Below are 23,090 nucleotides of genomic sequence, written 5' to 3'. Positions count from 1 at the left end.
GTCCAGGCGAGTTCGAGGACGGCGGAGGGGCCGTCGGCGCGGTGCAGCGGCACGGCGAGGCGGTAGGGGGCGCGGGCGGCGCCGAGGGTGGCGGTGACGGGGCCGGTCGGGCCGAGCGGGGTGCGGCGGGCCAGGGCCTGCTGGGCGGGGGGGGGGACGCCGGGCGGGACGTGCTGCCAGGGGGCCCGTTCGGCTTCGGTGAAGCCGGGTGCGGCGACGGGCTGCAGGACGCCGCCGGGCCGGACGGTCCAGAGCACGGCGGCGGGGGCGCCGAGCATGTCGGCGGTCCGGGCGAGGGCGCTCTCCAGGACGGGCACCGCCTGCCCGGCCGGGGCCCGCGGGGGCTGCGGGGACGCGGCGGCCGGGCCGGGGGTGTCGGCGGGGTCGGCGGGGTCGGCAGGCAGCGTGGTGAGGATGTCGGCGGCGAGTTCCTGCGGGCCGAGGTGGGCGCGGGCGGCGAGCGCGAGCAGTTGGGCGCCGGCCGCGGCCGGTCCGCAGCCGAGCCGTTCGGCGAGCACGCCGGTGGCCAGTGCGGTGAGCGGGCGGACGGCGAGCGCGGCCCGCAGTTCCTCGGTCTCCTCCTGGGCCTGGCGCAGCCGCAGCGCCAGCAGGTGGCGCACCCCGCCGGCCGGCCCGGGGGACGGGGGCGGCCCGGGTGGCGGGGGCGGTTCGCCGATGCTGCTCATCGGGTCAACTCTCCACCCAGCGCTGCACGGTGGCGATCAGTTCGGCGGCGTCGACGGGTTTGGTGAGGTGGTCGTCGGCGCCGGCGGCGAGGCTGCGGGCGCGGTCGTCGGGCATCGCCTTGGCGGTGACGGCGACGATCGGGACGGTGGCCCGGTCGGTGCCCTCGCGGATGGCGGCGGTGGCGGCGTAGCCGTCGAGTTCGGGCATCATCAGGTCCATCAGCACCAGGTCGGTCTCGGGGTGGGCGCGCAGCAGGGCGATGCCGGTGCGGCCGTTGGCGGCGTGCAGGGCGGTGGCGCCCTCGAGTTCGAGGGCGGTGCTGAGGGCGTAGACGTTGCGCGGGTCGTCGTCGATGACCAGGACGGTGCGTCCGGCGAGCCGTCCGCCCCGGGTGCCGGTGCCGGTGTCGGGTGCTGCGTCGGGCGGGGCGGGGGTGATCGCCCCGGCGATGCGGGCGCGCAGTTCGTCCAGGCCGGTGGTGACGTCGAGCCGGTCGGCGGCCGGGGAGGGCGGTTCGGCGCCGCCGGTGTGGCCGAGGACGGGGACGGGGTCGGCGCGCTGTTCGAGGGCGGCGAGCAGGGTGCGGGCGCCGTCGGCGGGCAGGCCGAGGTCGAGGACGACCAGGTCGTGCGGGGCCCGGTCGAGGGCGGCGAGGGCGCTGTCGGGGTCGCCGGCACTGTCGACGGTGGTGGCGGGGTCGCGGCCGGTGACGCCGCTGCGGGCGAGCAGGGTGAGCAGTCCGGGCGGGTCGGGTTCGACCACCAGGATCCGGTGCGCCGGGCCCGTGCCGCCCCCGGTCCGCTGTTCGGCCGTCCCCTCCGCCGCGGGTTCGGGGTAGGCGGCGGGTAGCAGCAGGGTGAAGCAACTGCCTTCGCCGGGAACGGATTCGGCGCTGACGGCGCCGCCGAGCAGCCGGGCGAGTTCGCGGCTGATCGACAGTCCGAGGCCGGTGCCGCCGTACTTGCGGCTGGTGGTGCCGTCGGCCTGCTGGAAGGCGCCGAAGATGGATTCCAGGTGGTCGGCGCCGATGCCGATCCCGGAGTCCTGGACCCGGAACGCGACGGCCTCCAAGTCCCTTCCTTCGGTGGGGAGTTCACCGGCGCGGGCGGGTTCGACGGCGAGTTCGACGAAGCCCCGGTCGGTGAACTTGACCGCGTTGGAGAGCAGGTTGCGCAGGATCTGCCGCAGCCGGGCCTGGTCGGTGTGCAGCTGTTCGGGGGTGCCGGGGGCGGTGGTGATCCGGAAGTCGAGGCCCTTCTCGGCGGCGAGCGGGCGGAAGGTGGTGTCCACGTAGTCGAGGAGTTCGCGCAGCTCGAACGGTTCGACGGTGACGTCGAGTTTGCCCGCCTCGACCTTCGACAGGTCGAGGATGTCGTTGATCAGCTGGAGCAGGTCGGAGCCGGCCGAGCGGATCACCTCGGCGTACTCGACCTGTTTGCCGGTGAGGTTGCCCTCGGCGTTCTGGGCGAGCAGCTGGGCCAGGATCAGCAGGCTGTTGAGCGGGGTGCGCAGTTCGTGGCTCATGTTGGCCAGGAACTCGGACTTGTACATCGAGGTGCGGGTCAACTGGCGGGCCCGTTCCTCGAGTTCGCGGCGGGCCTGTTCGATCTGGAGGTTCTTCGCCTCGATGTCGCGGTTCTGCTCGGCCAGCAGTTCGGCCTTCTCGCCGAGTTCCGCGTTGGAGCGCCGCAGCTCCTCCTGCCCGTCGACCAACTGCTCGGAGCGGGCCCGCAGTTCGGAGGTCAGGCGGCGGGACTCGCGGAGCAGTTCGTCGGTCCGGGCGTTGGCCAGCAGGGTGGCCAGGGTGGTGCCGATGGCCTGGGCCAGGCGTTCCAGGAAGTCCCGGTGCAGGTCGGTGAAGTGGTGCAGGGTGGCGACCTCCAGCACGCCGAGCAGCCGGTCCTCCATGGTGATCGGCTGGATCAGCAGTTCGCGGGGGGAGGCGGAGCCCAGGCCGGAGCCGATCTCGGCGTAGCCGGGCGGGAGTTCGCCGACCGCGATGGGGCGTCGGCTGCGCCCGGCCTGGCCGACCAGCGACTCGCCGAGGCCGAAGCCGCGCGGGGCGTCCGGGCCGGGGTGGCCGTGGTGGCCGTAGGCGGCGGCGCGGACCAGCACGGTGCCGCCCTCGGCCTCCTCGGCCAGGTAGCAGGTGCCGTACTGGGCGTCCAGCAGCGGGCACAGCTCGTCGACCAGCAGTTCGGCCACGGCCGCCGGTTCGCGCCGGCCCTGGATGAGGGAGGTGATCCGGGCCACGCCCGGACCTGCCGGGTGAGGTTCCCGGCCAGCTCGTTGACGTTCTCGGTCAGGCGCTTCCAGGTGCCGGAGACGCCCTCCACCTCGGCCTGCCCGCCGAGCCGTCCCTCGGTGCCGACCTCGCGGGCCACCCGGGTGACCTCGGCGGCGAACGAACCGAGCTGCTCCACCATGGTGTTGATGGTGTTCTTCAGCTCCAGGATCTCGCCCCGGGCGTCCACGTCGATCTTGCGGGTCAGGTCGCCGCGGGCCACCGCCGTGGTCACCTGCGCGATGTTGCGGACCTGCGAAGTGAGGTTGTGCGCCATGAAGTTGACGCTGTCGGTGAGGTCCTTCCAGGTGCCCGCGACGTTCGGGACCTGGGCCTGCCCGCCGAGCGTGCCGTCGGTGCCGACCTCGCGGGCGACCCTGGTCACCTCGGCGGCGAACGCCGACAGGGTGTCCACCATGGTGTTCAACGCCCCGGCCAGCGCGGCGACTTCGCCCTCCGACTCGATGGTGACGCGCTGCGACAGGTCGCCGCGGGCCACCGCGGTGGCGACCTGCGCGATCGAACGGACCTGGCCGGTCAGGTTGGAGGCCATCACGTTCACGTTGTCGGTCAGGTCCCGCCACGTCCCGGAGACGCCCCGGACGTCCGCCTGCCCGCCCAGGATGCCCTCGGTGCCGACCTCGCGGGCCACCCGCGTGACCTCGCCCGCGAACGAACTCAGCTGCTCCACCATCGTGTTGACGGTGCTCTTCAGCTCCAGGATCTCGCCGCGCGCCACCACGTCGGTCTTCCGGGTCAGGTCGCCGCGGGCCACCGCGGTGGCGACCTGGGCGATCGAGCGGACCTGCGCGGTCAGGTTGCCCGCCATGAAGTTGACGCTGTCGGTCAGGTCCCGCCACGTCCCGGAGACGCCCCGGACGTCCGCCTGCCCGCCCAGGATGCCCTCGGTGCCGACCTCGCGGGCAACGCGCGTGACCTCGGCGGCGAACGAACTCAGCTGCTCCACCATCGTGTTGACGGTGTCCTTGAGCTCCAGGATCTCGCCCCGGGCGTCCACGTCGATCTTCCGGGTCAGGTCGCCGCGGGCCACCGCCGTGGTCACCTGCGCGATGTTGCGGACCTGCGAGGTGAGGTTGCCGGCCATCGCGTTCACCGAGTCGGCCAGCTCCCGCCACGCCCCCCGCGCCTGCGGCACCTCCGCCTGGCCGCCCAGCATGCCCTCGGTGCCGACCTCGCGGGCCACCCGGGTCACCTCGGCGTTCAGCCGGGCCAGCCGCTCCGCCATGTCGTTGTACACCTCGGAGATCTCGCCCAGCACGCCCGGCGCGTCCGGCAGCCGCAGCGTGAGGTCGCCGTCCCGGACGGCGGTCAGCCCGGCCAGCAGGCGGCGCAGCGCGGCGCCGTCCGGCCCGGTGGCGCCGCCGGTCCCGGCAGGCACGAGGGAGACGTCGGGGGTGCGGCGGCGGGGGTCCTCCACCCTGGCGTGCTCCGCCCTCCCGCCCGGCTCGTCGGGGTGCGGCGGGTGCGGCCGTCCGGGATCGGGTGTGCTGCCCACGCGACCATCACCTCGGCTCCGAGAACACGGCGCGGCCCAGGGGGGCGGGCCGCTCCTTGTCTCCACTGTGGCACTTCCGCGTTCAGGGTTCCGCCGGAGGACGGACGATCTCCAGCCACACCGTCTTGCCGCCGCCCTCGACCGGCTCGCTGCCCCAGGCGGCGGACAGCCGGTCGACCACCAGCAGCCCGTGGCCGCCGGGCCGGGCGGGCTCCCGGCGCAGGCGCAGCGTGGGCGGGCGGTCGTCGGCGTCCCGGACCTCGACCCGCAACAGCGGTCCGTACCTGGTCAGTTCCAGCGTGTAGGGGCCGGCCGCGTGCTGGCAGGCGTTGGTCACCAGTTCGCTGGTCATCAGCAGCACGTCCTCGGCCGCGGTCCGGGTCCGGTCGTCCGCCCCGGGCAGCCACCCCCAGGCCCGCAGCGCGCTGCGGGTGAACTCCCGGCTCCGGGCCACCGCCCCGGGCGCGGTGGCCAGCGGCAGGCGGCGCCGCTCCGCCCGGCCCGGGGCCGGCCGGTCGGCGGGCTCCGTGGAGCCCGTGGAGTCGGTGGAGCCAGTGGAGCCCGTGGAGCCGGTAGGACCCGTCGGTTCTGCGGGACGCGCCGCCATCACGACTCCCCGGACGCATCGGCCGCGCCGGACGCATCGGCCGCGCCGGACGCATCGGCCGCGCCGGACGCATCGGCCGCGCCGGACGCATCGGCCGCGCCGGGCGCGTCGGCCGTAGTGGGCGTACCCGGTGCGTCGTCCGCCCCGCCGGGTGGCCCCGCCGGTGGGGCGGGTGGCGCCGTGAGCGCGTCCTCGACGGTGGGGCGGAGGTCGAGCACCTCGTCCGCGCCGGTGATCTCCAGCAGGCGGAGGAACGCCGTCCCGGGCGCGGCCAGCAGCAGGGGCAGGCCGACCCGCCGGGCGGCGGCGTGGGCGCGCAGCAGCAGGTTGAGGCCGGTGGAGTCGCAGAACTCGAGGCCGCCGCAGTCCACCACCAGCCGGCCGGGCGGGTCGGCGACGGCGCGTTCGAGGACTTCGCGCAGCGGCTCGACGCTGTCGTGGTCGAGTTCACCCTCGGGCCGCACCACCAGCGCGTCGGGCGGATGGCGCAGCACGACGGTGAGCGGGGTGGCGGTGAGCGGGCCGACGGGGCCCGCGCCCGGCTGTGCGTCCACGGTTCGCACACCTCCTGCCGTTCGGTGTCGACTCGTCGCCCCTGGGGCGGCCACCTGTGGGCGGCTACCCAGTGGCCCGCGGCTCAATCGGACCCGCCGTGCCCCGCGCCCCGTCCACTCTCCTCGTCCGGGCCGCCGGCCGCGCCCTCGACCTGGGCGCGCAGCCCGGCGAGGGTGGCGGAGAGGATCCGGGAGACGTGCATCTGGGAGACGCCGATCTCGGTGGCGATCTCGCTCTGGGTGAGTCCGCCCCAGAACCGCAGCAGCAGCACGGTGCGTTCCCGTTCGGGCAGCCGGCTGATGAACGGCTTGGCCATCACCCGGAGTTCGGCGACCTCGAGTTCGGGGTCGCAGCTGCCGAGCCGGTTGATCAGGGCGCTGCCGGTGTCGTCGGAGTCGTCGTCGCGCAGCGAGTCGAGCGAGTCGCAGCGGCACAGCCGACCGGCGTCGATCCCTTCGGCGGCCTGGTCCTCGGTGACGTGCAGTTCCTCGGCGATCTCGGCGGTGTCGGGCAGCCGTCCGAGGGCCTGTTCGAGCCGGTCGGAGGCGTGGGCGGCCGCCAGGTAGCGCTCCTGCACGCTGCGCGGGACGCGCAGCGGCCACGAGGTGTCGCGGAAGAACCGCTTGATCTCGCCGGAGACGGTGGGGATCGCGTACGTGACGAACTCGACGCCGCGCTGCGGGTCGAAGCCGTCGACGGCCTTGATCAGTCCGACGGTGCCGACCTGGATGATGTCGTCGAGTTCCTCGGGGCGGTGCCGGAACCGGGCGGCGACGAACCGCACCAGCGGCATGTTGAGTTCGATCAGGGTGCCCCGGACGTAGCTGTGGGCGGGGTCCTCGGGCGGCAGCTCGGCCAGCCGGACGAACAGCGCGTCGCTGAGCCGGCGGGCCTCGTACTTGCCCATGGCCCGCATCTCCCGGCGGGTGGGCCGGTGCATCGGGTCGACCTCGTCCGCCCCGGGGGCGGAGAAGGGTACGGGGGTACTGCGGAGCGTGGAGGTGGTGGTCACGGGGAGTCATCTCCGGGGACGGCGGGACCCGCCTGGCGCCGGAACGGCGGTGTGCCGGGCTCCGGACGGTGGAATGCCCCGTCCGGGACTCGGTGGGCCGCACGACGGCGCGGCGGGCGGAGAACCGTGGAACCCGGCTTCTTCAGGCGACGGCTCCCAGCTCACGGCTCGCGTGCCGTGATGGGACGGACCTCTTCGGGTCGGCCGCGTCGGGCGGTGCGCGCTCGGCGTGGCGCCCTACTCCTACCCCGTTCGCCGAGGGCAAACCCGATTCACCCGGTTCGGCTGCCTTCATCCGGGTATGCGCGCCGGGTGACCCGTCCGGCGACGAAAGGAGTCCCACCATGCCCGCCGGATCGAGCCCCAAGCGGGAGCGCCAGTACGAGCACATCAAGGAGAGCCAGCTGGAGCGCGGGACGAGCGAGAAGCGCGCCGAGGAGATCGCCGCCCGCACCGTGAACAAGGAACGCGCCCGGCACGGCGAGAGCCGCACCGCGAGCCGCAGCTCCACCCACGACGTCTCTTCCGGGCACCGGGGCGGCAAGCGCTCGCACCGCGGGGCCCAGGGCCCGACGTACGACCAGCTGTACAACGAGGCGCGGCAGCGCGGCATCGAGGGGCGCTCGAAGATGAACAAGTCCCAGCTCGCGCACGCGCTGGGACGGTGACGCCGATGACCACCACGGCCACCACGGCACCCGCGGCCCTCGCGCCCCCCCCCCCCCCCCCCCCCCCCCCCCCCGCCCCCCCCGCTGCCGCCCCCGGCCCCGCCGATCGCCCCGCCGGTCCCGCACGACCCGCAGCCCCCGAACCCGGGCCCGCCGGGGCCCGGCCGACCCGACCCCGCCCCGGACCCCGAGCCGCCCGGGCAGCCCCACCCGGACCCGGAGCCGCCGGACCGCCACGGCCCCCCGTTCCGGCCCGAACCGCACCCCGAGCCCACCCCGCAGCCGCAGCCGGCCCCGTGACCGCGGGGCCCCCTGCCCGCCGCGGCGACCGGCCCGGCACCGTTGAGCCGAACGGATCCGGCACCGTTGAGCCGAACGGATCCCGACCCCGTTGAGCCGAACGGATGACGCCCGCTCCGGGCGGCGACGCGGTGCCCGGCCCGCCGGGGCCGGGCACCGCTAGCGTCCTGCGGGATCGGCCGGGGCCCGGCCCGGGGCGGACCCGGGGCCGGAGGGACCCGGCGGCGGACGGGAGCGGCGGGTGCGGTGGACGGCGGTGGCGGAGGCGGCCCTGTGGTGGGCCGTGCTGTGCGGCCTGTACACGGTGCTGATCTCGACCGTCGACGCCCTCGAGCTGCTGGTCGGCGCGCTGGCCGCGCTGCTGGGCGCGGCCGCGGCCGGCCCGGCGCGGCGCGCGTCCGGCGCCCGGCTCGGCGGGGCGCGCGGCTGGTGGCCGGCCCTGTGAGCCTGGCCGCTGTCGGTGCTCGCGGACACCTGGCGGCTGGCCGTGGTCACCGCCCGACCGGGCCTGGCCCGGCCCGTGCTGCGCGACCTCCCGCTCCCCGAACGCACCGGCCCCGCCTGGGCGTTGATCCTCTACTCGGCGACCCCCGGCGGCTACGCCGTCGCCGACCGCCCACCCCGGGTACACCTGCTCGTCCCCGAACCCGGCCTGCTGGAACGGGCGTTGGCGCCCGGGAAGGACGGGGCCCGGTGAACGGCTGGTTGATCGCCGCGACGGTGGACTGCGCCGCCCTCGCCCCGTGCCTGTACCGCTGCGCGGTCGGCGCGGCGGAGGAGCGGCTCGCCGCCCTGACGCTGGCCGGGACGGTGCTGGTGGCGCTGTTCCTGCTGCTCGCCCAGGGGCTGGACCGCCCCTCCTACACGGACCTCGCCCTGGTGCTCGCCACCCTCGCCCCCGCCGGGACGCTGGTGTTCACCCGGCTGCTGGCGGGCGAACCGCACCAGGACCACGCCCGGCCGTCCGAGCCGTCCGGACCGTCCGGGCCGCCTAGACCGTCCGGGCCGTCCCGACCGTCCCGACCGGAAGAGGGCTGACGATGCGTCAATCACGCCTGCCAGCAGCCCTGTTGAAGCGATCCGCGCTCCCCGCGCCGGGCGAGGGTTGATGTCGCGCCACGCCCTCGCGCTGGGTGTGCTGGCGGCCGGGTCGGGGGCGCTGCTGCTCGCCGCCGCGGCGTTCGCCCGGCTGCCCGGGCGCTACCTGCGGCTGCACGCGCTGGCGGCGGCGAGCACCCTGGGGGTGCCGTTGACGGCGGTGGCGGTGGCCGTGCAGACCGGGCCGGGGCGGGCGGCGGGGAAGCTGCTGCTGATCGGGGCGCTGGTGCTGGCCGCCGGGCCGGTCACCACGATGGCGATCGGGCGGCTGACCGTCCGCCTCGACCCGGGACGGTCGGAGTGACCGGGCTGATCGCGGTCGCCCTGCTGCTGACCGCCGCGTTCGCCACCCTCGCGGTGCTGACCCGCGACCCGGCCCGGCAGGCGGTCGTGCTGTCCGGACTCGGCCTCGCCCTGGCCTTCCTGTTCACCGTCCTGCAGGCACCGGACGTGGCGCTGTCCCAACTCGGCGTCGGCACCGCGATCACCCCGCTGCTGATCCTGCTGACCGTCCGCAAGGTGCGCCGCGAACCCGCCCGCAAAGCCCCTGGTGGGGACGACGGGCCCAGCAAGGACGGCGAGGACGGCGGGGACGGCGAGGACTGCAAGGACCGCGGGGACGGCGGCCGCCGGGCCGGGCGCGGGCGGGCGGCGCGGTGAGGCCGGGCGTCCGGCTCGTGCTGTTCGTCCCGGCGGCGGTCGGCCTGGCCGTCGCGTTCGGTGCCGCCGCGCTGCGCCTGCCGGCCTTCGGTGGCGACCAACACCCGTACGGGGAACGGGCGGTGGCGGCCGCGCTGGCGCACCGCACGGCCAACGCGGTGTCCTCCGTCAACTTCGACCAGCGGGCGTTCGACACCCTCGGCGAGGAGTCGATCCTGTTCGCGTCGGTGCTCGGCGCCACGCTGCTGCTGCGGCTGGCCCGCGACGAGCGGCGCCACCGGCCCGCGCCCGGACAACTGCTGTCCGGCACCCGGGTGCTCGGCGCGACCCTGCTGCCGTTCGCGCTGCTGACCGGCGCGTACGTGGTGGCGCACGGCGCGCTCAGCCCGGGCGGCGGCTTCCAGGGCGGGGTGGTGCTGGCCACCGGTCTGCACCTGGCGTACGTCGCCGCCGACTACCGGGCGCTGCGGCGGCTGCGCCCGCTGGCGGTGCTGGACGTCGCGGACGGGGTCGCGGCGGGGGCGTTCGCGGCGCTGGGGTTCGCGGGGCTGGCGGCGGGCGGGGCGTACCTGCAGAACGTGCTGCCGCTGGGGACGTTCAACACCCTCGCCTCCAGCGGCCTGGTGGCGCTGGTCAACGCGGCGGTGGGGGTGGAGGTGGCGTGCGGGGTGATCGTGCTGCTGGCGCACTTCCTGGAGCAGGCGGTGGAGACCGAGGAGAGGAACGGGGACTGAATGGGCGTGCTGCCGTACCTGGTGGCGGGGTGGGTCCTGCTGGCGGGCTGCTACGGGCTGGTGACCAGCCGGAACCTGATCCACGCGGTGGGGTGCCTGGCGGTGGCGCAGTCCTCCACGTACGTGCTGCTGCTGACGGTCGGCTACCGTTCCGGGGCGACCGCGCCGGTCTTCTCCGACCTGCCGACCGACGCGCCGGTGGTCGATCCGGTGGTGCAGGCGCTGGCGCTCACCGACGTGGTGGTCGGCGCGACCGTCACCGCGCTGCTGCTGGCGCTGGTGATCCAGCTGCGCAAGCGCCACGGCACCGTCGACCCGCAGCTGCTGACCGGCCTGCGGGGCTGACGGGGTGCCGCTGTCCGCCGCGCTGCCGTCCGCGGTCCTGCCGCTCGCCGGGATCCTGCCGCCCGCGGGCCCGCTGTCCGGGGGGCTGCCGTCCGCGGTCCTGCCGCTCGCCGGGAGCCTGCCGTCCGCGGGTCTGCCGTCAGGGGGGCTGTCGCCGCTCGCCGTCGCGCTGCCGTCCGCCGCGGACCTGCTGCCGCTGGGCGTGGTGCTGCCGCTGCTGGGGGCGGTGCTGCTGGCGGTGACCGGGCGGTGGCTGCCGCGGACGGCCCGCGACACCGTCGCCACCTGCTGCTCGGCCGCGCAGGTGCTCTGCCTGGGCGCGCTGTGGGTGCGCACCGGGGACGGCGTCTCGGTGTCCTGGCTGGGCGGTTGGACACCGGTGGGCGGGGAGTCGGTGGGCATCGCGCTGGCCGCCGACCGGATCGGCGTGCTCGCCGCGCTGCTCGCCGCGGTCCTGGTGCTGGCCGTACTCGCCTACTCCTGGCGGTACTTCGACGAACCGGCGGGCGACAAGGGCGGCGTGTACCCGGCGCTGCTGCTGCTCTTCTCCGCCGGGATGACCGGGTTCGCCCTCACCGGCGACCTGTTCGACGCCTTCGTGTTCTTCGAGCTGATGGGCGCGGTGGCGTACGCGCTGACCGGCTACCGGATCGAGGACCCGCGCCCGCTGCAGGGCGCGCTCGCCTTCGGCATCGTCAACTCCCTGGCGGCGTACGCCTCGCTGCTCGGCATCGGCCTGCTGTACGCGCGCACCGGCGAGCTCGGCCTGGCCCAGCTCGGCCACGCGCTGGACGCCCGGCCGCCGGACGCCCTGGTGCGCTGCGCGTTCGTGCTGGTGCTGGCCGGGCCGCTGGTGAAGGCCGCCGCCGTGCCGTTCCACTTCTGGCTGCCGGACGCGCACGCGGTCGCGCCCAGCCCGGTGTGCATGCTGCTGTCGGGCATCATGGTGGAGCTCGGCGCGTACGGCGCGGCCCGGATCCGGTGGACGGTGTTCGGCGGGCCGGGCGGCGTCCCGGCGGACGCGGTGCGCCCGGTGCTGCTGGCGGCGGGGGTGGCGACCGCGCTGACCGGCGCCCTGATGTGCTGGCAGCAGCGGCACCTGAAACGGCTGCTGGCGTTCTCCACGATCGGGCACGTCGGACTGTTCCTGGTCGGGTTCGCGCTGCTGACGCCGGAGTCGGTGGCGGGCACCGCCGTCTACCTGGCCGCGCACGCGGGCGCCAAGGCCGCGCTGTTCGGGCTGTGCGGGGTGCTGCTGGACCGCTTCGGCTCGGTCGACGAGCACGGGCTGTTCGGCCGCGGCCGCCGACTCCCGCTGGTGGCCTGCCTGTTCGCGGCGGGCGGGCTGGCACTGGCCGGACTGCCGCCGTTCGGGACGGGGCTGGGCAAGGCGGTCGCCGAGCACGCGGCCGGCGCGTGGGCCTGGTGGCTGCCCGCCCTGTACGTGCTGGTCTCCGCCGTGACCGGCGCCGCCGTGCTGCGGGCCTGCGCCCGGGTGTTCGGCGGCTGGGGGCGGCACCCGGCGGAACGCCCGGGCGAGCCGGAGACCAGCGGCGAGGGCGAGGAGCCGGAGGTCCGCGGGCCGCAGCGGTCGCTGCCCCGCCCGATGGTCGCCGTCCCGGCCCTGCTGCTGGCCGGCTGCCTCGCGGTCGGCCTGGTGCCCGCCGTCGGGCGCGTGATCGCGGCCGCGGCGGCCCGGTTCACCGACCGCTCCGGGTACCTCGGCGCCGTCCTGGACGGTGCGACCGCCCCTCCGCTGCCCGCTCCCCCGGCCGACTGGACGGCCTCCGGCATCCTGCTCGGCCTGCTCTCCACCGCGCTGGCCGTGGCCCTCGCCGCCACCGCGCTGCACCGCCCGCTGCCCGCCCCCGCCTGGGCCCGGCACGCCGTCCGGGCGCTGCGCCGCCTGCACTCCGGGCTGCTGGGCGACTACGTCACCTGGCTGCTGGTCGGCCTGGCCGGGCTGCTTGCCGCGGTCGCCGCCCTGTCCTGACCCGCTCCGCGCCCCGGCGGGCGGTCCGGCGGGCGGCCCGGCGGGCTTTCCTCGACGGCCGGGCCGTCCGTCCGTCTACGAGCCGTCCCAGGAGCCGTCCCACCCGGGGGCCGGGTCGACCGGCAGCAGCGGGCGCAGGGCGCCGAGCACCGCGCCGATGCAGACGTCGCGCAACTCGGAGCGGCTGCAGGTCGGTTCGGTGAGCCAGTCGACGCAGAGCACCTGGACGAACACCAGCCAGCTCTTCAGCACGGTCGAGACGGTGGCGCGGGCGTCCTCGCCCGCCAGCGGGAGGACGGCCAGCAGTCGGGCGCGCAGCGCGTCCAGCTCCTCCGCCATGATCGTCTGCACCACGGGGTCGCCCGCCAGGACCCGGTTGGCGGCGAGCACGGCGTGGCGGTTGGCCACGAAGTAGTCGAGGTGCGCGTCCAGCCCCTGGGCGAGCTGCTGCACCAGGGTCGCCCCCGGGTCGAGGCGGGTGGCGGCGAGCAGCCGGTCGGCGGCCTGCCGGTAGACGGCGGCGAACAGTTCGCGCTTGCCCGGGAAGTGCCGGTAGAGCAGGGCCCGCGAGACGCCGGCCCGCTCGGCGACCTCCTCCATCAGCACCGCCTCGTACGGGTGCGCGGCGAACAACTCCGCTCCGACGGCGAGCAGTTGGGCCCGCCGCTGATCGGGGGTGAGGCGGCGGCGCGGGGCGGTCGACATGCCCCGATCCTACTGGACGCGTGTCTACTTGACAGGCTCCGGCCCGCGCGCCCACCCTGGAGTCGCACCCGCTAGTAGACACGTGTCAACCAGACCGCCCCGGGTGGGCGGCACAGTGGAGTGGAGTTGACGGGCGATGGCCAGAACACTGCGGTTCCTCTCGTACGCGATGGGCTTCGCCTGTGCGGCCATCGGCCTGCTGCACCTGCTGGCGGGCAACGCGATCGTCCCCGGCGCCACCGACGCCGGACCCACCGTCGACTCGCTCAACCGCTTCCTCGGCGCGGTCTTCGCGGGCTACGGCCTGGCCTGGCTCTGGACGGCCCGCCAACGCCCGATCCCGCCCGCCCCGGTCCGCGCCCTGGCCGGCCTCTTCCTGCTCGGCGCCCTCGGCCGGATCCTCTCGCTGGCCGTCGCCGGGCGCCCGAACTGGTTCCAGCTCGTCCTGCTGGCGATCGAACTGGCCCTCCCCCCGGTCTACTTCGCCCTGGCCACCGCCGACACCCGGGCCACCGCCCGGGCCACGCAGGCCACCCAGGCAGGCCGGGCAGCCGCGCAGGACCGGGACCGGCCGGAGCACCGGGGGGCCGACAGGGCCGCCCGCGGTGCGATTGAATAATCTTTCTGAAACTTGTAAAGGGTCGGATCGCGGGGGAACGGATCCGGTGCTGGGCGTGCGCCACGGCGGCGCTCGCCCTGGTCGGCGCAGGGGCGGCCGGTTGCTCGGCGGAGCAGGGCGGCCCGGCCGCGATCGAGGTGGACGCGCCGACCACCCTGGTCGGCCAGCCGGTGCACGTGCGGATCACCGGGCTCCGGCCCAGCCAGCAGGTCACCGTCGCCTCCCGGTCGGTGGACCGGCAGGGCCTGGCCTGGAACCGGCGGGCCGACTTCCGCGCCGACGCCCACGGGGCCGTCGCCCTGGACACCGCCGCCCCACGCTCCGGCACCTACCAGGGGGCGGACGGGATGGGCCTGTTCTGGTCGATGGAGCCCCAGGACGGCGACCCCGAGACCGCCTTCTTCTTCCCCGCCCACCTCGGCCGGGCACACCTTAGACGCCACCCTCACCGCCACCACGCACGGGCGCCCGCCCGTCTCCCGGACACTGACCCGCGCGTGGTCCGGGCCCGGCGTGACCAACCGTCAACTCACCCTTGCGGCCGACCGGGTCTCCGGGGAACTGTTCCTCCCCACCCCCGGCACCCCGCGCCACCCGGCGGACCTGCTCTTCGGTGGTTCGGAGGGCGGCAACGGCGAGACGTCCGCCGCGGCGCTGCTCGCCTCGCACGGTTACCCGGCGCTGGCCCTCGGCTACTTCGGCCTCCCCGGCCTGCCCGCCACCCTGGAGGACATCCCGCTGGAGTACTTCGCCACCGCGGCCGGCCTGCTGGCCGCCCAGCCGAGCACCAACCCCAACCACCTAATGGCGCTGGGCTACTCCTGCGGCAGCGAGGCCACCCTGCTGCTGGCCGACGTCTACCCGGGCCTGGTTCACGGCGCGATCGTCTACTCCCCCGTCCGCCCAGGTCAACGGCGGCTTCCCGGACCACGGCAGCACCGCCTGGACGAAGGACGGCAAGGACGTCGGCCCGGGCCCGATACCGCTCGACCAGGTCAGCGGCACGGTCCTGGCCATCGTCGGCGCCGACGACCACCTGTGGTCCTCCCCGCTCTGGGCCCGGCAGATCGCCCAGGAACTCGACACCGTCCACGCCCCCACCCGCACCGGGCCCTGGTTCTCCCGGACGCGGGTCACGGCGTCGGCACCTACCCCTGCCGCGCCGTCGGCACCCGCCCCACCCACCCGGCGACCGGCCGCCCGCCCGACCGACCTCGGCAGCACCCGCGCGGGCAACGCGGCCGTCAAGGCGAAGGGCTGGCCCGAAGTCCTGTCCCTGCTCGCTGGCCTGACCCACTAACCGGGCCCGAAGCCACCCAACCACGGCCGGGCACCAGGCCGTTCATCGAATCGCCCGGGCCTCGGCTTTCTCGACGCGCTGCACAACGTCGCGGCCGGAGACACCGCACTCGACCAGCGACAAACCTCTGGCTGAGGCCGCTGGCACGAGACTGTCCACACAACAGCTGCGAAGGAGCCAGGAGGCCAGAGGGATAAGCCGAGCTGACGCGCGGTCCGCGCCAGTGCCCCGGCATACGTCCAGGGCACTGGCCAGTCAGGGTGATCGTCCGGGTATCCACAGCCGCCGGGACCGCAGCCAGCGACGGAACTTGGAAGTTGGCTCTGATGCAGGGAGCGGAGTCTCCGGGGCGAGCAGGTTACGGTCACAGGCTCGGTTCTGATCGATCTCCGCTGCCGAATACGGGCGGCTCCAGCGGACACGACCGTCACGGATCCAGTAGTGCGACTGGCAGGGGAGCGACCAGTTGCCGATCGACGGGGCCAAGGACACGTTCTCGCCGTCGAAGGTGAGCGTCCACTGCTTGGGGGAGAGCGGTGTGATGACCTCGTGCCCGCAGCCGCAGCAGCACAGATGGCCGCAGGTGCGGTAGGAGATCGAGACGTACAGCGCGCCTGCATCCATGGTTGGGGGGAACGTCTCGGTGAAGACGGGACGCAGGGTGTGTTGGGCGGTCACGGCAGGTCCTCGTTGGCGATCTCGTTGGTGATCAGTGAGTACGTGCTGTGGCCTTCGCCGGTGGCGTCGGCGTAGACGCCGATGGAGCGCTTCCAGCGGATGACGGCCAGGACGGCGTTGAGCGCGTTCAGGTCCGCGGTCTGAATGTTCCGCGCGTAGGCGTCGCGCTCGGGAGCCGGCTGCGGGATGCGGGGGCGCGCCGCGTCACGGCGGCCGGGGAGGCTCGTGGTGACGCGCAGCAGACCGCTGAGGCGGCCGTCGATCTCTTCGACACCCATGCCGACGTCGATGAACGGCACTTCGTGCGCTTCGAGCCAGGCGATGACCGCCGGTTTGCCAGTGGCATCGTCGGAGGCGAGGAAGACGAACGTCGCGCCAGTGAGCAGGTGGAGGTTGTCCTCGTCGAGGTACTCCTCGCAAGCCGTCACGCCCCGGTGCATGTTCGCGTAGATGGAGGCGAAGTAGGCGGCCTTGGCCGGGCGGTCGCGCAGGACGCCGAGGGTAGGGGCGCCCGGAGCCCGGAACGCGTTGTGGTTGTCGAAGGTGTCGCCGTCGATGAGGAGGATCGAGTCGACCTCGGTCTTCGCCACCTGGTCGAGGATGTAGCTCCCGCTGCCCCCGAGGCCGACGATCACGATGCGGTGGCTCCGGAAGCGCCGGTTGACGGCCGCGATACCGGCGCGGGACGTAGCGGTGTCCCGGTAGGCGAAAGGACTGTCGTCGTCGATCTCCTGCCAAGCCGCGCCCGGGGTGGGGGTGGCCGAGAGGTCGAGTGCGCGTGCTTGGTCGGCGATGATCCGGACATACGCGGTGATCTTCGTGTATTCGTCCGGGTAGCCGTCCGGCCCCGGCTTGCTGGAGAGCATGAAGTCGGTCTGCAGTCCCTCCGCAATCTCCCGCAGGTCCGCAGAGGCCATGGCCAGCGGCCGACCGTGCTCGTTGCACGGGGCCGAGCCGCTGAACCAGATGCGGTGGTCCGTTCCGGAGACCAGACGGTCTCCGCTGACGGTTATGGGGTAGGTGAGGAAGCCGTGTTCGACGGTGCGGTGCTCGGTGACGTACGGGATGTGCCGGATGACGATGTGGCCGGCGTGGACGACGGCGTCGTAGCCGTCGTCGAGCAGGCGGGCCAGGTCAGGGTCACGAGCGAGAAGTGCGGTAGACATCGAAGACCATCTCCTTCTTCACCGGGACGCTGTGGCCGGCCGTGAGGCTGCCCGCTCCATGTCCGTCGTGGCCGCGGCTGTAGCGGACGGTGTAGGTGTCCTGGTCGGTCGGCGTCTGGCCGGGGTAGGCGAGATCGACGACCTGCTCGAAGGTGATCTCCTTCGCCTCCCACGTGTGCGGGCGCGCGTTGACGATGATCGTGACGGGCGCGGGCCCGTGGCTGTCCTGGGACATGAGTCCTCCTGAAGGCGTGAGGTGTGATCTTCCCCGGACTCTTCCGGGAAGAGACGGGCTGCTCGGCGCGTCACCGGAGCGGTGGCGCGCCGAACGGTTGTGCGCTGCGGCGGGTCAGCGCCTGGGCAGAGCGAGGAGGTTGTTGGTCCACACGCCGTCGGCATGGGTCCGCAGGTACTTCTCGCCGCGGGCGGGGGTCACCACGGCGACTTCCGTGCGGCGCCCGGCCGTGTCGCTGGTGTAGGCCCGGCCGTACTGGTACTCGATCCAGGTGACGAGCTCTGCCCGGGTGCTGTTTCCGGTGGCGCCGGACACCTGGTCGGTCCACCACAGGTGGATGATGTGCTCATGCGCGGTACCGCCGGGAGACATCCGGATTGCGGTGATCTGTCGGGCCATCGTTCTACTCCAGCCGGCAAGGTCCCGACGGCTCCGAGGCCGGCGCCCGGAATCCGTGAGCACCCGGTGCGGGTGCTTCGCCAGGGACAGACGACGTAACTCGCGAGTAGTGGTGGACGCAGTGCGGATGGGGCTGGCGTGACGTCAGGAGCATTCCAGGCAGCGGTCGCTGTCCGCGGGGAACATCTCAGGCGGATGCAGGGTGAAGCAGCCGAGGCACTGGCGTTCGGTCACGCGGGGCGGGCAGGCGCAGTGGCCGCATTCCGGGCAGTGAGGAATCCGACAGCGCGGGCAGGACGGTGCGAAGGAGGAGTACTCCTCGTCGCAGTTCGCGCAGATGTACTCACGTGCCTGAGGGCCGGTGTCGGGGGTGGGCGGAGTGAAGGCGCGCCAGGGGGCAGAGTCGACGACGAGGACGCCGACAAGGTAGCCGTTCATCGGTGTGACGTCGGCGTGCAGTTCGCGCCCGAGGATGCCGTCCCGGTAGCGGACCCGGGTCCGTCCCCGAGCGCGGCCGGTGCCGGCCACGGCACGGTCGACGATGGGGATGTCGCCCTGGCGGCTGCCGCGTGGCAGAGGCGGAAGGCCATGGGAGACCCCGAAGACGAGGCGCCCCGCACGATCGAGAAGGAGCACGTGCCCTGGTGCGGGTAGGTGCTGGGCGGCTCGTACACAGACCGCCATCCGCGAGGCGTTGCTCGCCTGCCATAGCTCCGTGATCGCGGACGCGTCAGGTCCTTTGGCGTCCATGTGCCGCTCGACGAGGGCGGCGGGCAGCAGGATCTCGGCAGCGAACGCGTCGCACGCCGCGTCCTCAAGGAGGACGCCACCGTCGGGTTGCCCGCCGAAGGCATCCATGAGGGGGATGCTGTTCTGTTGCAGATGGTGCCCCAGTTCGTGCAGGGCGGTGAAGTCGCGCCGGGCGAGGCTGGCCGCGGCGGCGACTGACAGGCGTGGTGGTGGCCCGGAGTCGTACGCTCCGGCGACGCTGCAGCCTTGCCCTTCCCGGCCCTCCGCGACGTCCACCACGGTCAGTTCGGCCCAGGTCCTCAGCTCCGCGAGAGCGCCTCGCGCCAGGCGCTCCACCGCACCGGGACACACCGCTTCGAGTTCCCGGACCATCGCCGCAGCCTGGGTCCTAGCCGCACCGACAAGCACGTGGTTGACCACGCAGTACTCCTCCTACTCGCCCAGACACAGTTCGAAGTAACGGTCGGTGCGTGCCGTCCAGTCCGGCCGGGCCGGGCCGGACTGGCGAGCGGCGAGCGCAAAGATGCCGTACGCGGCGCGCAGCCGGGCGTCGAGTTCGGCTTCGCCATGCCGCGCGGCAAGCGCCTTCACCTGCGCGCGGCGCAAGGGACGGTTCAGCTCACGCACGACGTCCTGCGGCACTGCGGGGTTGGCCGCGATCAACTCGTCGGCCGATCGACCGAGGCGTTCGGCGAGCACGGCAGCCTGGTCGGTGGTGAGGGGCTGCATCCCCCTCCACACGGCCAGTGCCTGCGGAGGCAGTAACTGCAGCTCAGCCGCGAGGATCCCCGGGGTGAGACCACTGTCCTTGAACAGTTGTGGCAATCCTCCCGTTCCCAGCGGTTCCCACCGAGCCGAGGCGAGGACCGCGACCCGGTCGGCCAGAACGCCTCGGTACTCAGTGCCCGCAGCGGACACGGCTGCGCCCTTGCCCCACCGGGCGCCGACCACAGTGTCGGCGAGCGAACCGCCTGCCATGGATGTGGGGCGGTCGGTCAGCTCGCTGACCTGCCGGTCCAGCACACACCAGGGAAAGACGGCCTCCAATCCCCACCACAGTGCCAACGACTCCTCCAGGGTGGATGCTGTAGCGGGCAGGAGCAGGGTGTCGGTGTCGGCGTACCGTTCGAAGGACGCCGGTACGGCCCGCAGCACGTCGCCGTCGACTGCTGTGATGAGCAGCAGTTGGATGACGTCATCCCACACGGCTCGCCAGATCTGGCCGGGCTGCGGATCTTGGGGCGGCGCGCTGGTCACCCGGCGCACGGCATCGGGTACCTTCAGCCCCGCCGCGACGGCCATCAACTGCTGGTAGGCGGTGCTGTGGACAGGGCTCATACCGTCTCCCCCGTGGCTGTGGTCCATCAGTGCATTCTCTCTTCACTGGATTCGGACGACGCAACTCGAGGCCGGTCAGGACTGGGCATCGAGGCCCCGCTGCAGCAGAGCCCTCATCACCGCCTGCCGGTCGATGTCCGCGGCCAGTGCCGTGCGGAGCTTCGACTTGAGGTTCGACAGGACTGCAGCCGCCTGGTGCTGCCGGATCTCCAACAGCTGCGCCGCGTGGTGGGCGTCTTCGTCGAGGTGGGGGAGCAGCAGGCGTTCGTCGGGGGAGAGACGCTGCCAGATGTCCTTGGCCGCTCCCTCGATCCCGCCAAGGTCGCCCGTGAAGCCGATCGCCTGCCCGTCGACGGGTTCGGCGCCGGTGCCCACGGTGCTCTCGTCCGCGTAGAGGGAGGTGAACCGGGCGGGTGCCAGGAGTTCGAACCGGGCCTCAAGGACTTTGGCGAGTTCCTCCTCTCGCAGCGCGCCCTGCGCGTACTGCAGCACGTGCAGGAGAACGGACTTGAGGGCGTGGACCGTCTGCTTGGGCGTGGGTCCCGAGTGGTTCCAGCGGGTGATACCGACACCCGTCACCCGCGCTGCCTGCACGATGACGTCGTCGAGATCCCCCTGCCACACAGCCCCTTCGGCATGCTCGGCCAAAGCCCAGCGCGGCGGCCTGCCCGAAACCTTCCGGTAGGCCGGGTCCTCGCTCATCAGACGGGCGATCCGGCGACGGAGCTTGCCCCGCGGCGTCCTCTTCGCCTCGTCGATGAGGAAATACCTGACCGAGGTGAGGAACACACGCTCCAGTGAAGCGTCGTCAGCGGCGAGCGCAGCACAGCTGGTGACGAACTTCTGTCCCCCTCCCTTGCGGGACAGCATCGCTGCGAGCAACTCGTAGGCGGCGTCGTCGCTCCACACCGTGTGCCCGTCAGGTGGCGGAAAGCCGTAGGTGCGCCGGACCTGGTGCACCAGCCTCCGCAGCAGTTCAAAGGAGGCGTCCCCCAACTTGCCCAACTGCGACACTTCTTCGAAAGCACTACTTGCCACGAACCACCCCGATTCCCCGATACCTGCCCAGTACTCGCAGCTACAGGGCAGCCCCGATCTGGATACACCACTTTCCCCGCCGGGAGCACGAGACACGCCAGAGGCCCACAGAAAAGAATCCCGGGCCGACCCGCGGCGGACGCGCCGCAACCCAATCGACCGATGGAAGCTGCTGGTGCGGCACTCGACCCTTGTTGCATCAGAGTTGAGTCCTGGCCGTATCCGTACTGCCAGCCCCAGACGTTGTCCTGAAACCGGATGGCGTCCCCTTCCCCACCCTTGTTGTCATGGATGCCTCAGACTGACCGCACGACTCCAAGGGGGAACAAGCCATGGGCAAGGTGCTCAAGCGCGCCGCCGCGTCCACCGCCGTACTCGTCGCGGCGACCACCGCCGCCATCGGCGCCGGCAGCGCCCCGGCCTCGGGCAGCGTCGTGATCGCCCTCGGCACCACCTACAGCGCCGGCGTCTACTCGTCGCCCAACGCGGGCTCCGCCAAGGTCGGCGTGCCCGACCTGCACCCGGGCGACTCGGTCGCCGTGAACTGCTGGACCGTCGGCGGCAACGTCGGCACCTTCGGCGACGTCTGGTACCACGCCTTCCAGGAGATCTACGGCGGCGCGCCCTACCAGCAGGTCGGCGGCTGGGTCTTCGCCCCCTACGTCGACGGCGCCGCCGCGTTCCACAACAACGCCATCCCCAGGTGCCCCTGACCCGCACCCGGCCACCCCCGCACGCCCCCCGGCCCCGCCGGGGGCGTGCGGCGTCACTCCGCCCCGGCCACCCGCCCCGCCGCCAGCAGCCGGTTGAGGCGCCGGACCTCCGCGACCAGCCGGGGGACGTCCTGCCGGGCGCCGGCGATGAACGCGGCGTTCTCGTCCCAGCGTTCGTCGACCACGTCGACGTAGCGCGGCTGCTGGACGAGCGTGGCCGCCACGATCTCGTGGTGGTCGAAGTCCGGCCAGCGCTCACCGAGCCCCGTGTCGGGCACCGTGCTGACGGCGACCAAGCACATCGCATGGTCGTCGTCGAGCGACCGGACGTACCAGGGCCCGGGAGTGGTGGCCGCGAGGAGCTCCTCGATCCCGGCGAGCTCTTCCTCGGTCAACGGCTCGGGCACGTCCATCCGGTCCTCCCCACAACACAGCTACCCCGGACCGGGCCCAGCAGCTCCAGCCCCCGTCCGACTCGATGCCGCGAGCGTAGCCACCCGACCCGGCCCGGAGCCAAGCGTTTTGGCCCGGGCCCGGCGCGGGGTCAGGACGGGGTGCAGGACGGCCGTGGCGATCTCGCGCACCCGGGCGCGGGTGATGCCGGTGCGCTGCTCCACGGCGAGCGGGTGGTCGGTGGGCTCGAGTTCGATGAAGGGGCGTCTGCCGAGCGGCCGGGTGTGGGCGTTGGTCTTCAGGTTGAGGGTGCCGGGCGAGTAGGGCGTGAGTTCGGTGCTGAGCCAGCCGAAGTAGGGCGGCTCGGACTCCCGGCCCTCCGTGTTCCACCTGTCGAGCGCGCGGGCGAAATTGTCCCTGCTCAGCGAGACCCAGACGCCCCAGGAGAAGACGTCCGCGCTGCCGATCACCGGTATCTCGATCAAGCCCCTGATGAAGAAGTGCTGCCCCTTGATGACGCACTGGTCGGACGACAGCATGCTGTCGCCGTCCGCCTCGAAGCCGGGGTCCCAGACGGCGGGAGCCGTGGCCGAGTAGTTCATGGGGGTCTCTGCGTGGTGCGCACCGCAGCAGGAGCAGGTGAAACCGGGGTCGTCGGACATGGCAGGAGCCTAGCCACCGCCCATGACGGCGCCCTCGCCGACCGCCGCGCACCGGGCCCGGGCGGTCGGTCGGCCTGTCGGCCGGTCGTGGGGCGGGGTCAGGGTTGTTGCCGGGGGTGTTGCTTGCCGTGGGCGAGGCGGTCGCGGGCGGTGCGGCCGCGGTGTTCGAGGGGGAGGGTGCCGGTGGCGGCGGCGAGGCCGTAGGGGGGCATGTCGCCGTAGATGGCTTCGTAGTTGCCGGGCGGGACGATGTACGTCTCGTGCCAGATGCCCACGTGCTGGCGGGAGTTGCGTTCGAAGCGGTTGATCATCGCCCAGGCGTTGCGGTGCAGTTTGCCGGGGGCGGCGGCGTAGGCGAGCAGTTTCTCCTCGGACTCCCAGTACTGGACGACGTAGTAGGTGCGGGGCGAGCCGGTGAGCAGTTGGTAGCCGAGCAGGCCGCTGTCGGGGTCGCGGGAGAGTTCGCGGAGCATCCGGGGCATGGCGAGGAAGACCGGCAGCCAGTGGTGCGGGGCCCGAAAGTGGTTGATCCGCATGCCGATCAGGAAGAGGACGACCTTGCCGTCGGCTGCGGCGGTGGTCCGGCCGGGTATCGGTTTCGCAGGCATGGTGTCCCCCTCGTCTCCGTCGGGCCG

At 73.5% G+C, this 23,090-nt stretch carries 26 protein-coding genes and 2 pseudogenes; 12 read left to right on the top strand and 16 right to left on the bottom strand.

What is annotated here, in order from left to right; translation table 11 throughout:
- From IH44_RS49480 to IH44_RS0125620, 5 genes and pseudogenes are all read right to left on the bottom strand, one after another.
- The coding region (locus IH44_RS49480; protein ID WP_030462081.1) for an ANTAR domain-containing protein at positions 1 to 686 on the bottom strand (686 nt) is incomplete at its 3' end.
- A 4-nt stretch (positions 687 to 690) separates the two neighbouring features.
- A pseudogene (locus tag IH44_RS41405) lies at positions 691 to 4,370 on the bottom strand (HAMP domain-containing protein).
- A 199-nt stretch (positions 4,371 to 4,569) separates the two neighbouring features.
- Positions 4,570 to 5,094, bottom strand: a complete 525-nt coding sequence (locus IH44_RS0125630; RefSeq protein WP_198545034.1) for an ATP-binding protein — start codon at positions 5,092 to 5,094, stop codon at positions 4,570 to 4,572.
- The gene (locus IH44_RS0125625; protein WP_063759684.1) at positions 5,094 to 5,648 is read right to left on the bottom strand and encodes an STAS domain-containing protein; all 555 of its coding nucleotides are present in this window, start codon (positions 5,646 to 5,648) and stop codon (positions 5,094 to 5,096) included. Before IH44_RS0125625 ends, IH44_RS0125630 begins: the two co-directional genes overlap by 1 nt.
- Positions 5,649 to 5,731: 83 nt before the next feature.
- Positions 5,732 to 6,661: a SigB/SigF/SigG family RNA polymerase sigma factor gene (locus IH44_RS0125620; protein ID WP_232795082.1), complete on the bottom strand. Its 930-nt coding sequence runs from the start codon at positions 6,659 to 6,661 to the stop codon at positions 5,732 to 5,734.
- Positions 6,662 to 7,005: 344 nt separating this feature from the next.
- Between IH44_RS0125620 and IH44_RS0125615 the strand changes: the two genes are divergently transcribed.
- The 9 genes from IH44_RS0125615 (at position 7,006) to IH44_RS0125575 (ending at position 12,459) form a co-directional block, all read left to right on the top strand.
- Positions 7,006 to 7,329, top strand: a complete 324-nt coding sequence (locus IH44_RS0125615) for a hypothetical protein (RefSeq protein ID WP_030462077.1) — start codon at positions 7,006 to 7,008, stop codon at positions 7,327 to 7,329.
- A gap of 541 nt (positions 7,330 to 7,870) precedes the next feature.
- Complete coding sequence (locus tag IH44_RS0125610; RefSeq protein ID WP_030462076.1) at positions 7,871 to 8,074, top strand: hypothetical protein; 204 nt, start codon at positions 7,871 to 7,873, stop codon at positions 8,072 to 8,074.
- Positions 8,075 to 8,089: 15 nt separating this feature from the next.
- A complete protein-coding gene (locus IH44_RS45640; protein WP_030462075.1) occupies positions 8,090 to 8,326 on the top strand; it encodes a hypothetical protein in 237 nt (78 codons plus the stop codon).
- The gene (locus IH44_RS0125600; RefSeq protein ID WP_051817306.1) at positions 8,323 to 8,667 is read left to right on the top strand and encodes a monovalent cation/H+ antiporter complex subunit F; all 345 of its coding nucleotides are present in this window, start codon (positions 8,323 to 8,325) and stop codon (positions 8,665 to 8,667) included. Before IH44_RS45640 ends, IH44_RS0125600 begins: the two co-directional genes overlap by 4 nt.
- 70 nt (positions 8,668 to 8,737) lie before the next feature.
- Positions 8,738 to 9,031: a monovalent cation/H(+) antiporter subunit G gene (locus tag IH44_RS0125595; RefSeq protein WP_051817305.1), complete on the top strand. Its 294-nt coding sequence runs from the start codon at positions 8,738 to 8,740 to the stop codon at positions 9,029 to 9,031.
- Complete coding sequence (locus IH44_RS49785; protein ID WP_030462072.1) at positions 9,028 to 9,387, top strand: DUF4040 domain-containing protein; 360 nt, start codon at positions 9,028 to 9,030, stop codon at positions 9,385 to 9,387. Before IH44_RS0125595 ends, IH44_RS49785 begins: the two co-directional genes overlap by 4 nt.
- Positions 9,384 to 10,121, top strand: coding sequence for an MnhB domain-containing protein (locus IH44_RS0125585; RefSeq protein ID WP_051817304.1), 738 nt, complete (start codon positions 9,384 to 9,386; stop codon positions 10,119 to 10,121). The genes IH44_RS49785 and IH44_RS0125585 overlap by 4 nt, the downstream gene beginning before the upstream one ends.
- Entirely contained in the window at positions 10,122 to 10,466 is a 345-nt protein-coding gene (locus IH44_RS0125580) for a sodium:proton antiporter (protein ID WP_030462070.1), read from the top strand.
- Positions 10,467 to 10,635: 169 nt separating this feature from the next.
- A complete protein-coding gene (locus IH44_RS0125575) occupies positions 10,636 to 12,459 on the top strand; it encodes a complex I subunit 5 family protein (RefSeq protein WP_030462069.1) in 1,824 nt (607 codons plus the stop codon).
- Between the two features lie 75 nt (positions 12,460 to 12,534).
- On the opposite strand, the gene IH44_RS0125570 is transcribed toward IH44_RS0125575, so the two are convergent.
- Positions 12,535 to 13,164: a TetR/AcrR family transcriptional regulator gene (locus IH44_RS0125570; RefSeq protein WP_030462068.1), complete on the bottom strand. Its 630-nt coding sequence runs from the start codon at positions 13,162 to 13,164 to the stop codon at positions 12,535 to 12,537.
- Positions 13,165 to 13,300: 136 nt separating this feature from the next.
- On the opposite strand from IH44_RS0125570, the gene IH44_RS0125565 reads away from it, so the two are divergent.
- A complete protein-coding gene (locus IH44_RS0125565; RefSeq protein WP_081967111.1) occupies positions 13,301 to 13,783 on the top strand; it encodes a DUF4345 domain-containing protein in 483 nt (160 codons plus the stop codon).
- A gap of 137 nt (positions 13,784 to 13,920) precedes the next feature.
- Positions 13,921 to 15,075, top strand: a complete 1,155-nt coding sequence (locus tag IH44_RS49780) for an acyl-CoA thioesterase/BAAT N-terminal domain-containing protein (RefSeq protein ID WP_369794993.1) — start codon at positions 13,921 to 13,923, stop codon at positions 15,073 to 15,075.
- 263 nt (positions 15,076 to 15,338) lie between these two features.
- Here the strand turns inward: IH44_RS49780 and IH44_RS46685 are convergent, their stop codons facing one another.
- From IH44_RS46685 to IH44_RS0125525, 7 genes are all read right to left on the bottom strand, one after another.
- Positions 15,339 to 15,761 (bottom strand): DUF6527 family protein, encoded by a 423-nt coding sequence (locus tag IH44_RS46685; RefSeq protein WP_157852461.1) that lies wholly within the window; start codon positions 15,759 to 15,761, stop codon positions 15,339 to 15,341.
- The gene (locus tag IH44_RS0125550; protein ID WP_030462065.1) at positions 15,758 to 16,927 is read right to left on the bottom strand and encodes a ThiF family adenylyltransferase; all 1,170 of its coding nucleotides are present in this window, start codon (positions 16,925 to 16,927) and stop codon (positions 15,758 to 15,760) included. Before IH44_RS0125550 ends, IH44_RS46685 begins: the two co-directional genes overlap by 4 nt.
- Complete coding sequence (locus tag IH44_RS0125545; RefSeq protein WP_030462064.1) at positions 16,902 to 17,162, bottom strand: multiubiquitin domain-containing protein; 261 nt, start codon at positions 17,160 to 17,162, stop codon at positions 16,902 to 16,904. Before IH44_RS0125545 ends, IH44_RS0125550 begins: the two co-directional genes overlap by 26 nt.
- 114 nt (positions 17,163 to 17,276) lie before the next feature.
- The gene (locus tag IH44_RS0125540; RefSeq protein ID WP_030462063.1) at positions 17,277 to 17,561 is read right to left on the bottom strand and encodes a DUF3892 domain-containing protein; all 285 of its coding nucleotides are present in this window, start codon (positions 17,559 to 17,561) and stop codon (positions 17,277 to 17,279) included.
- Between the two features lie 144 nt (positions 17,562 to 17,705).
- Positions 17,706 to 18,731, bottom strand: coding sequence for an ImmA/IrrE family metallo-endopeptidase (locus tag IH44_RS0125535; protein ID WP_030462062.1), 1,026 nt, complete (start codon positions 18,729 to 18,731; stop codon positions 17,706 to 17,708).
- A gap of 12 nt (positions 18,732 to 18,743) precedes the next feature.
- A complete protein-coding gene (locus tag IH44_RS0125530) occupies positions 18,744 to 19,676 on the bottom strand; it encodes a hypothetical protein (protein ID WP_030462061.1) in 933 nt (310 codons plus the stop codon).
- A 48-nt stretch (positions 19,677 to 19,724) separates the two neighbouring features.
- Positions 19,725 to 20,663, bottom strand: coding sequence for a hypothetical protein (locus tag IH44_RS0125525; RefSeq protein WP_232795083.1), 939 nt, complete (start codon positions 20,661 to 20,663; stop codon positions 19,725 to 19,727).
- A 356-nt stretch (positions 20,664 to 21,019) separates the two neighbouring features.
- Between IH44_RS0125525 and IH44_RS0125520 the strand changes: the two genes are divergently transcribed.
- The gene (locus IH44_RS0125520; RefSeq protein ID WP_030462059.1) at positions 21,020 to 21,400 is read left to right on the top strand and encodes a hypothetical protein; all 381 of its coding nucleotides are present in this window, start codon (positions 21,020 to 21,022) and stop codon (positions 21,398 to 21,400) included.
- 53 nt (positions 21,401 to 21,453) lie between these two features.
- Here IH44_RS0125520 and IH44_RS0125515 read toward each other — a convergent pair whose 3' ends face one another.
- From IH44_RS0125515 to IH44_RS0125505, 3 genes and pseudogenes are all read right to left on the bottom strand, one after another.
- On the bottom strand, positions 21,454 to 21,813 hold the full coding sequence (locus IH44_RS0125515; protein ID WP_030462058.1) for a hypothetical protein: 360 nt from the start codon (positions 21,811 to 21,813) through the stop codon (positions 21,454 to 21,456).
- A 141-nt stretch (positions 21,814 to 21,954) separates the two neighbouring features.
- Positions 21,955 to 22,395, bottom strand: a pseudogene (locus IH44_RS0125510) (DUF2199 domain-containing protein); the annotation flags it as partial.
- A gap of 158 nt (positions 22,396 to 22,553) precedes the next feature.
- Positions 22,554 to 23,063, bottom strand: a complete 510-nt coding sequence (locus IH44_RS0125505; protein WP_030462056.1) for a DUF4188 domain-containing protein — start codon at positions 23,061 to 23,063, stop codon at positions 22,554 to 22,556.
- Positions 23,064 to 23,090 lie beyond the last annotated feature (27 nt).

It is taken from the genome of Kitasatospora sp. NRRL B-11411 (assembly GCF_000721345.1).
Lineage (GTDB): Bacteria > Actinomycetota > Actinomycetes > Streptomycetales > Streptomycetaceae > Kitasatospora > Kitasatospora cineracea.
This window is presented reverse-complemented; position numbering and strand designations above follow the sequence as displayed.

Coding starts and splice junctions, on each gene's coding strand:
- IH44_RS0125530 (WP_030462061.1), bottom strand. CDS start 19,676: ATGGACCACAGCCACGGGGGAGACGGTATGAGCCCTGTCCACAGCACC.
- IH44_RS0125520 (WP_030462059.1), top strand. CDS start 21,020: ATGGGCAAGGTGCTCAAGCGCGCCGCCGCGTCCACCGCCGTACTCGTC.
- IH44_RS0125580 (WP_030462070.1), top strand. CDS start 10,122: ATGGGCGTGCTGCCGTACCTGGTGGCGGGGTGGGTCCTGCTGGCGGGC.
- IH44_RS0125630 (WP_198545034.1), bottom strand. CDS start 5,094: ATGGCGGCGCGTCCCGCAGAACCGACGGGTCCTACCGGCTCCACGGGC.
- IH44_RS0125550 (WP_030462065.1), bottom strand. CDS start 16,927: ATGTCTACCGCACTTCTCGCTCGTGACCCTGACCTGGCCCGCCTGCTC.
- IH44_RS0125545 (WP_030462064.1), bottom strand. CDS start 17,162: ATGTCCCAGGACAGCCACGGGCCCGCGCCCGTCACGATCATCGTCAAC.
- IH44_RS0125570 (WP_030462068.1), bottom strand. CDS start 13,164: ATGTCGACCGCCCCGCGCCGCCGCCTCACCCCCGATCAGCGGCGGGCC.
- IH44_RS0125505 (WP_030462056.1), bottom strand. CDS start 23,063: ATGCCTGCGAAACCGATACCCGGCCGGACCACCGCCGCAGCCGACGGC.
- IH44_RS0125515 (WP_030462058.1), bottom strand. CDS start 21,813: ATGGACGTGCCCGAGCCGTTGACCGAGGAAGAGCTCGCCGGGATCGAG.
- IH44_RS0125540 (WP_030462063.1), bottom strand. CDS start 17,561: ATGGCCCGACAGATCACCGCAATCCGGATGTCTCCCGGCGGTACCGCG.
- IH44_RS0125565 (WP_081967111.1), top strand. CDS start 13,301: ATGGCCAGAACACTGCGGTTCCTCTCGTACGCGATGGGCTTCGCCTGT.
- IH44_RS0125595 (WP_051817305.1), top strand. CDS start 8,738: ATGTCGCGCCACGCCCTCGCGCTGGGTGTGCTGGCGGCCGGGTCGGGG.
- IH44_RS0125615 (WP_030462077.1), top strand. CDS start 7,006: ATGCCCGCCGGATCGAGCCCCAAGCGGGAGCGCCAGTACGAGCACATC.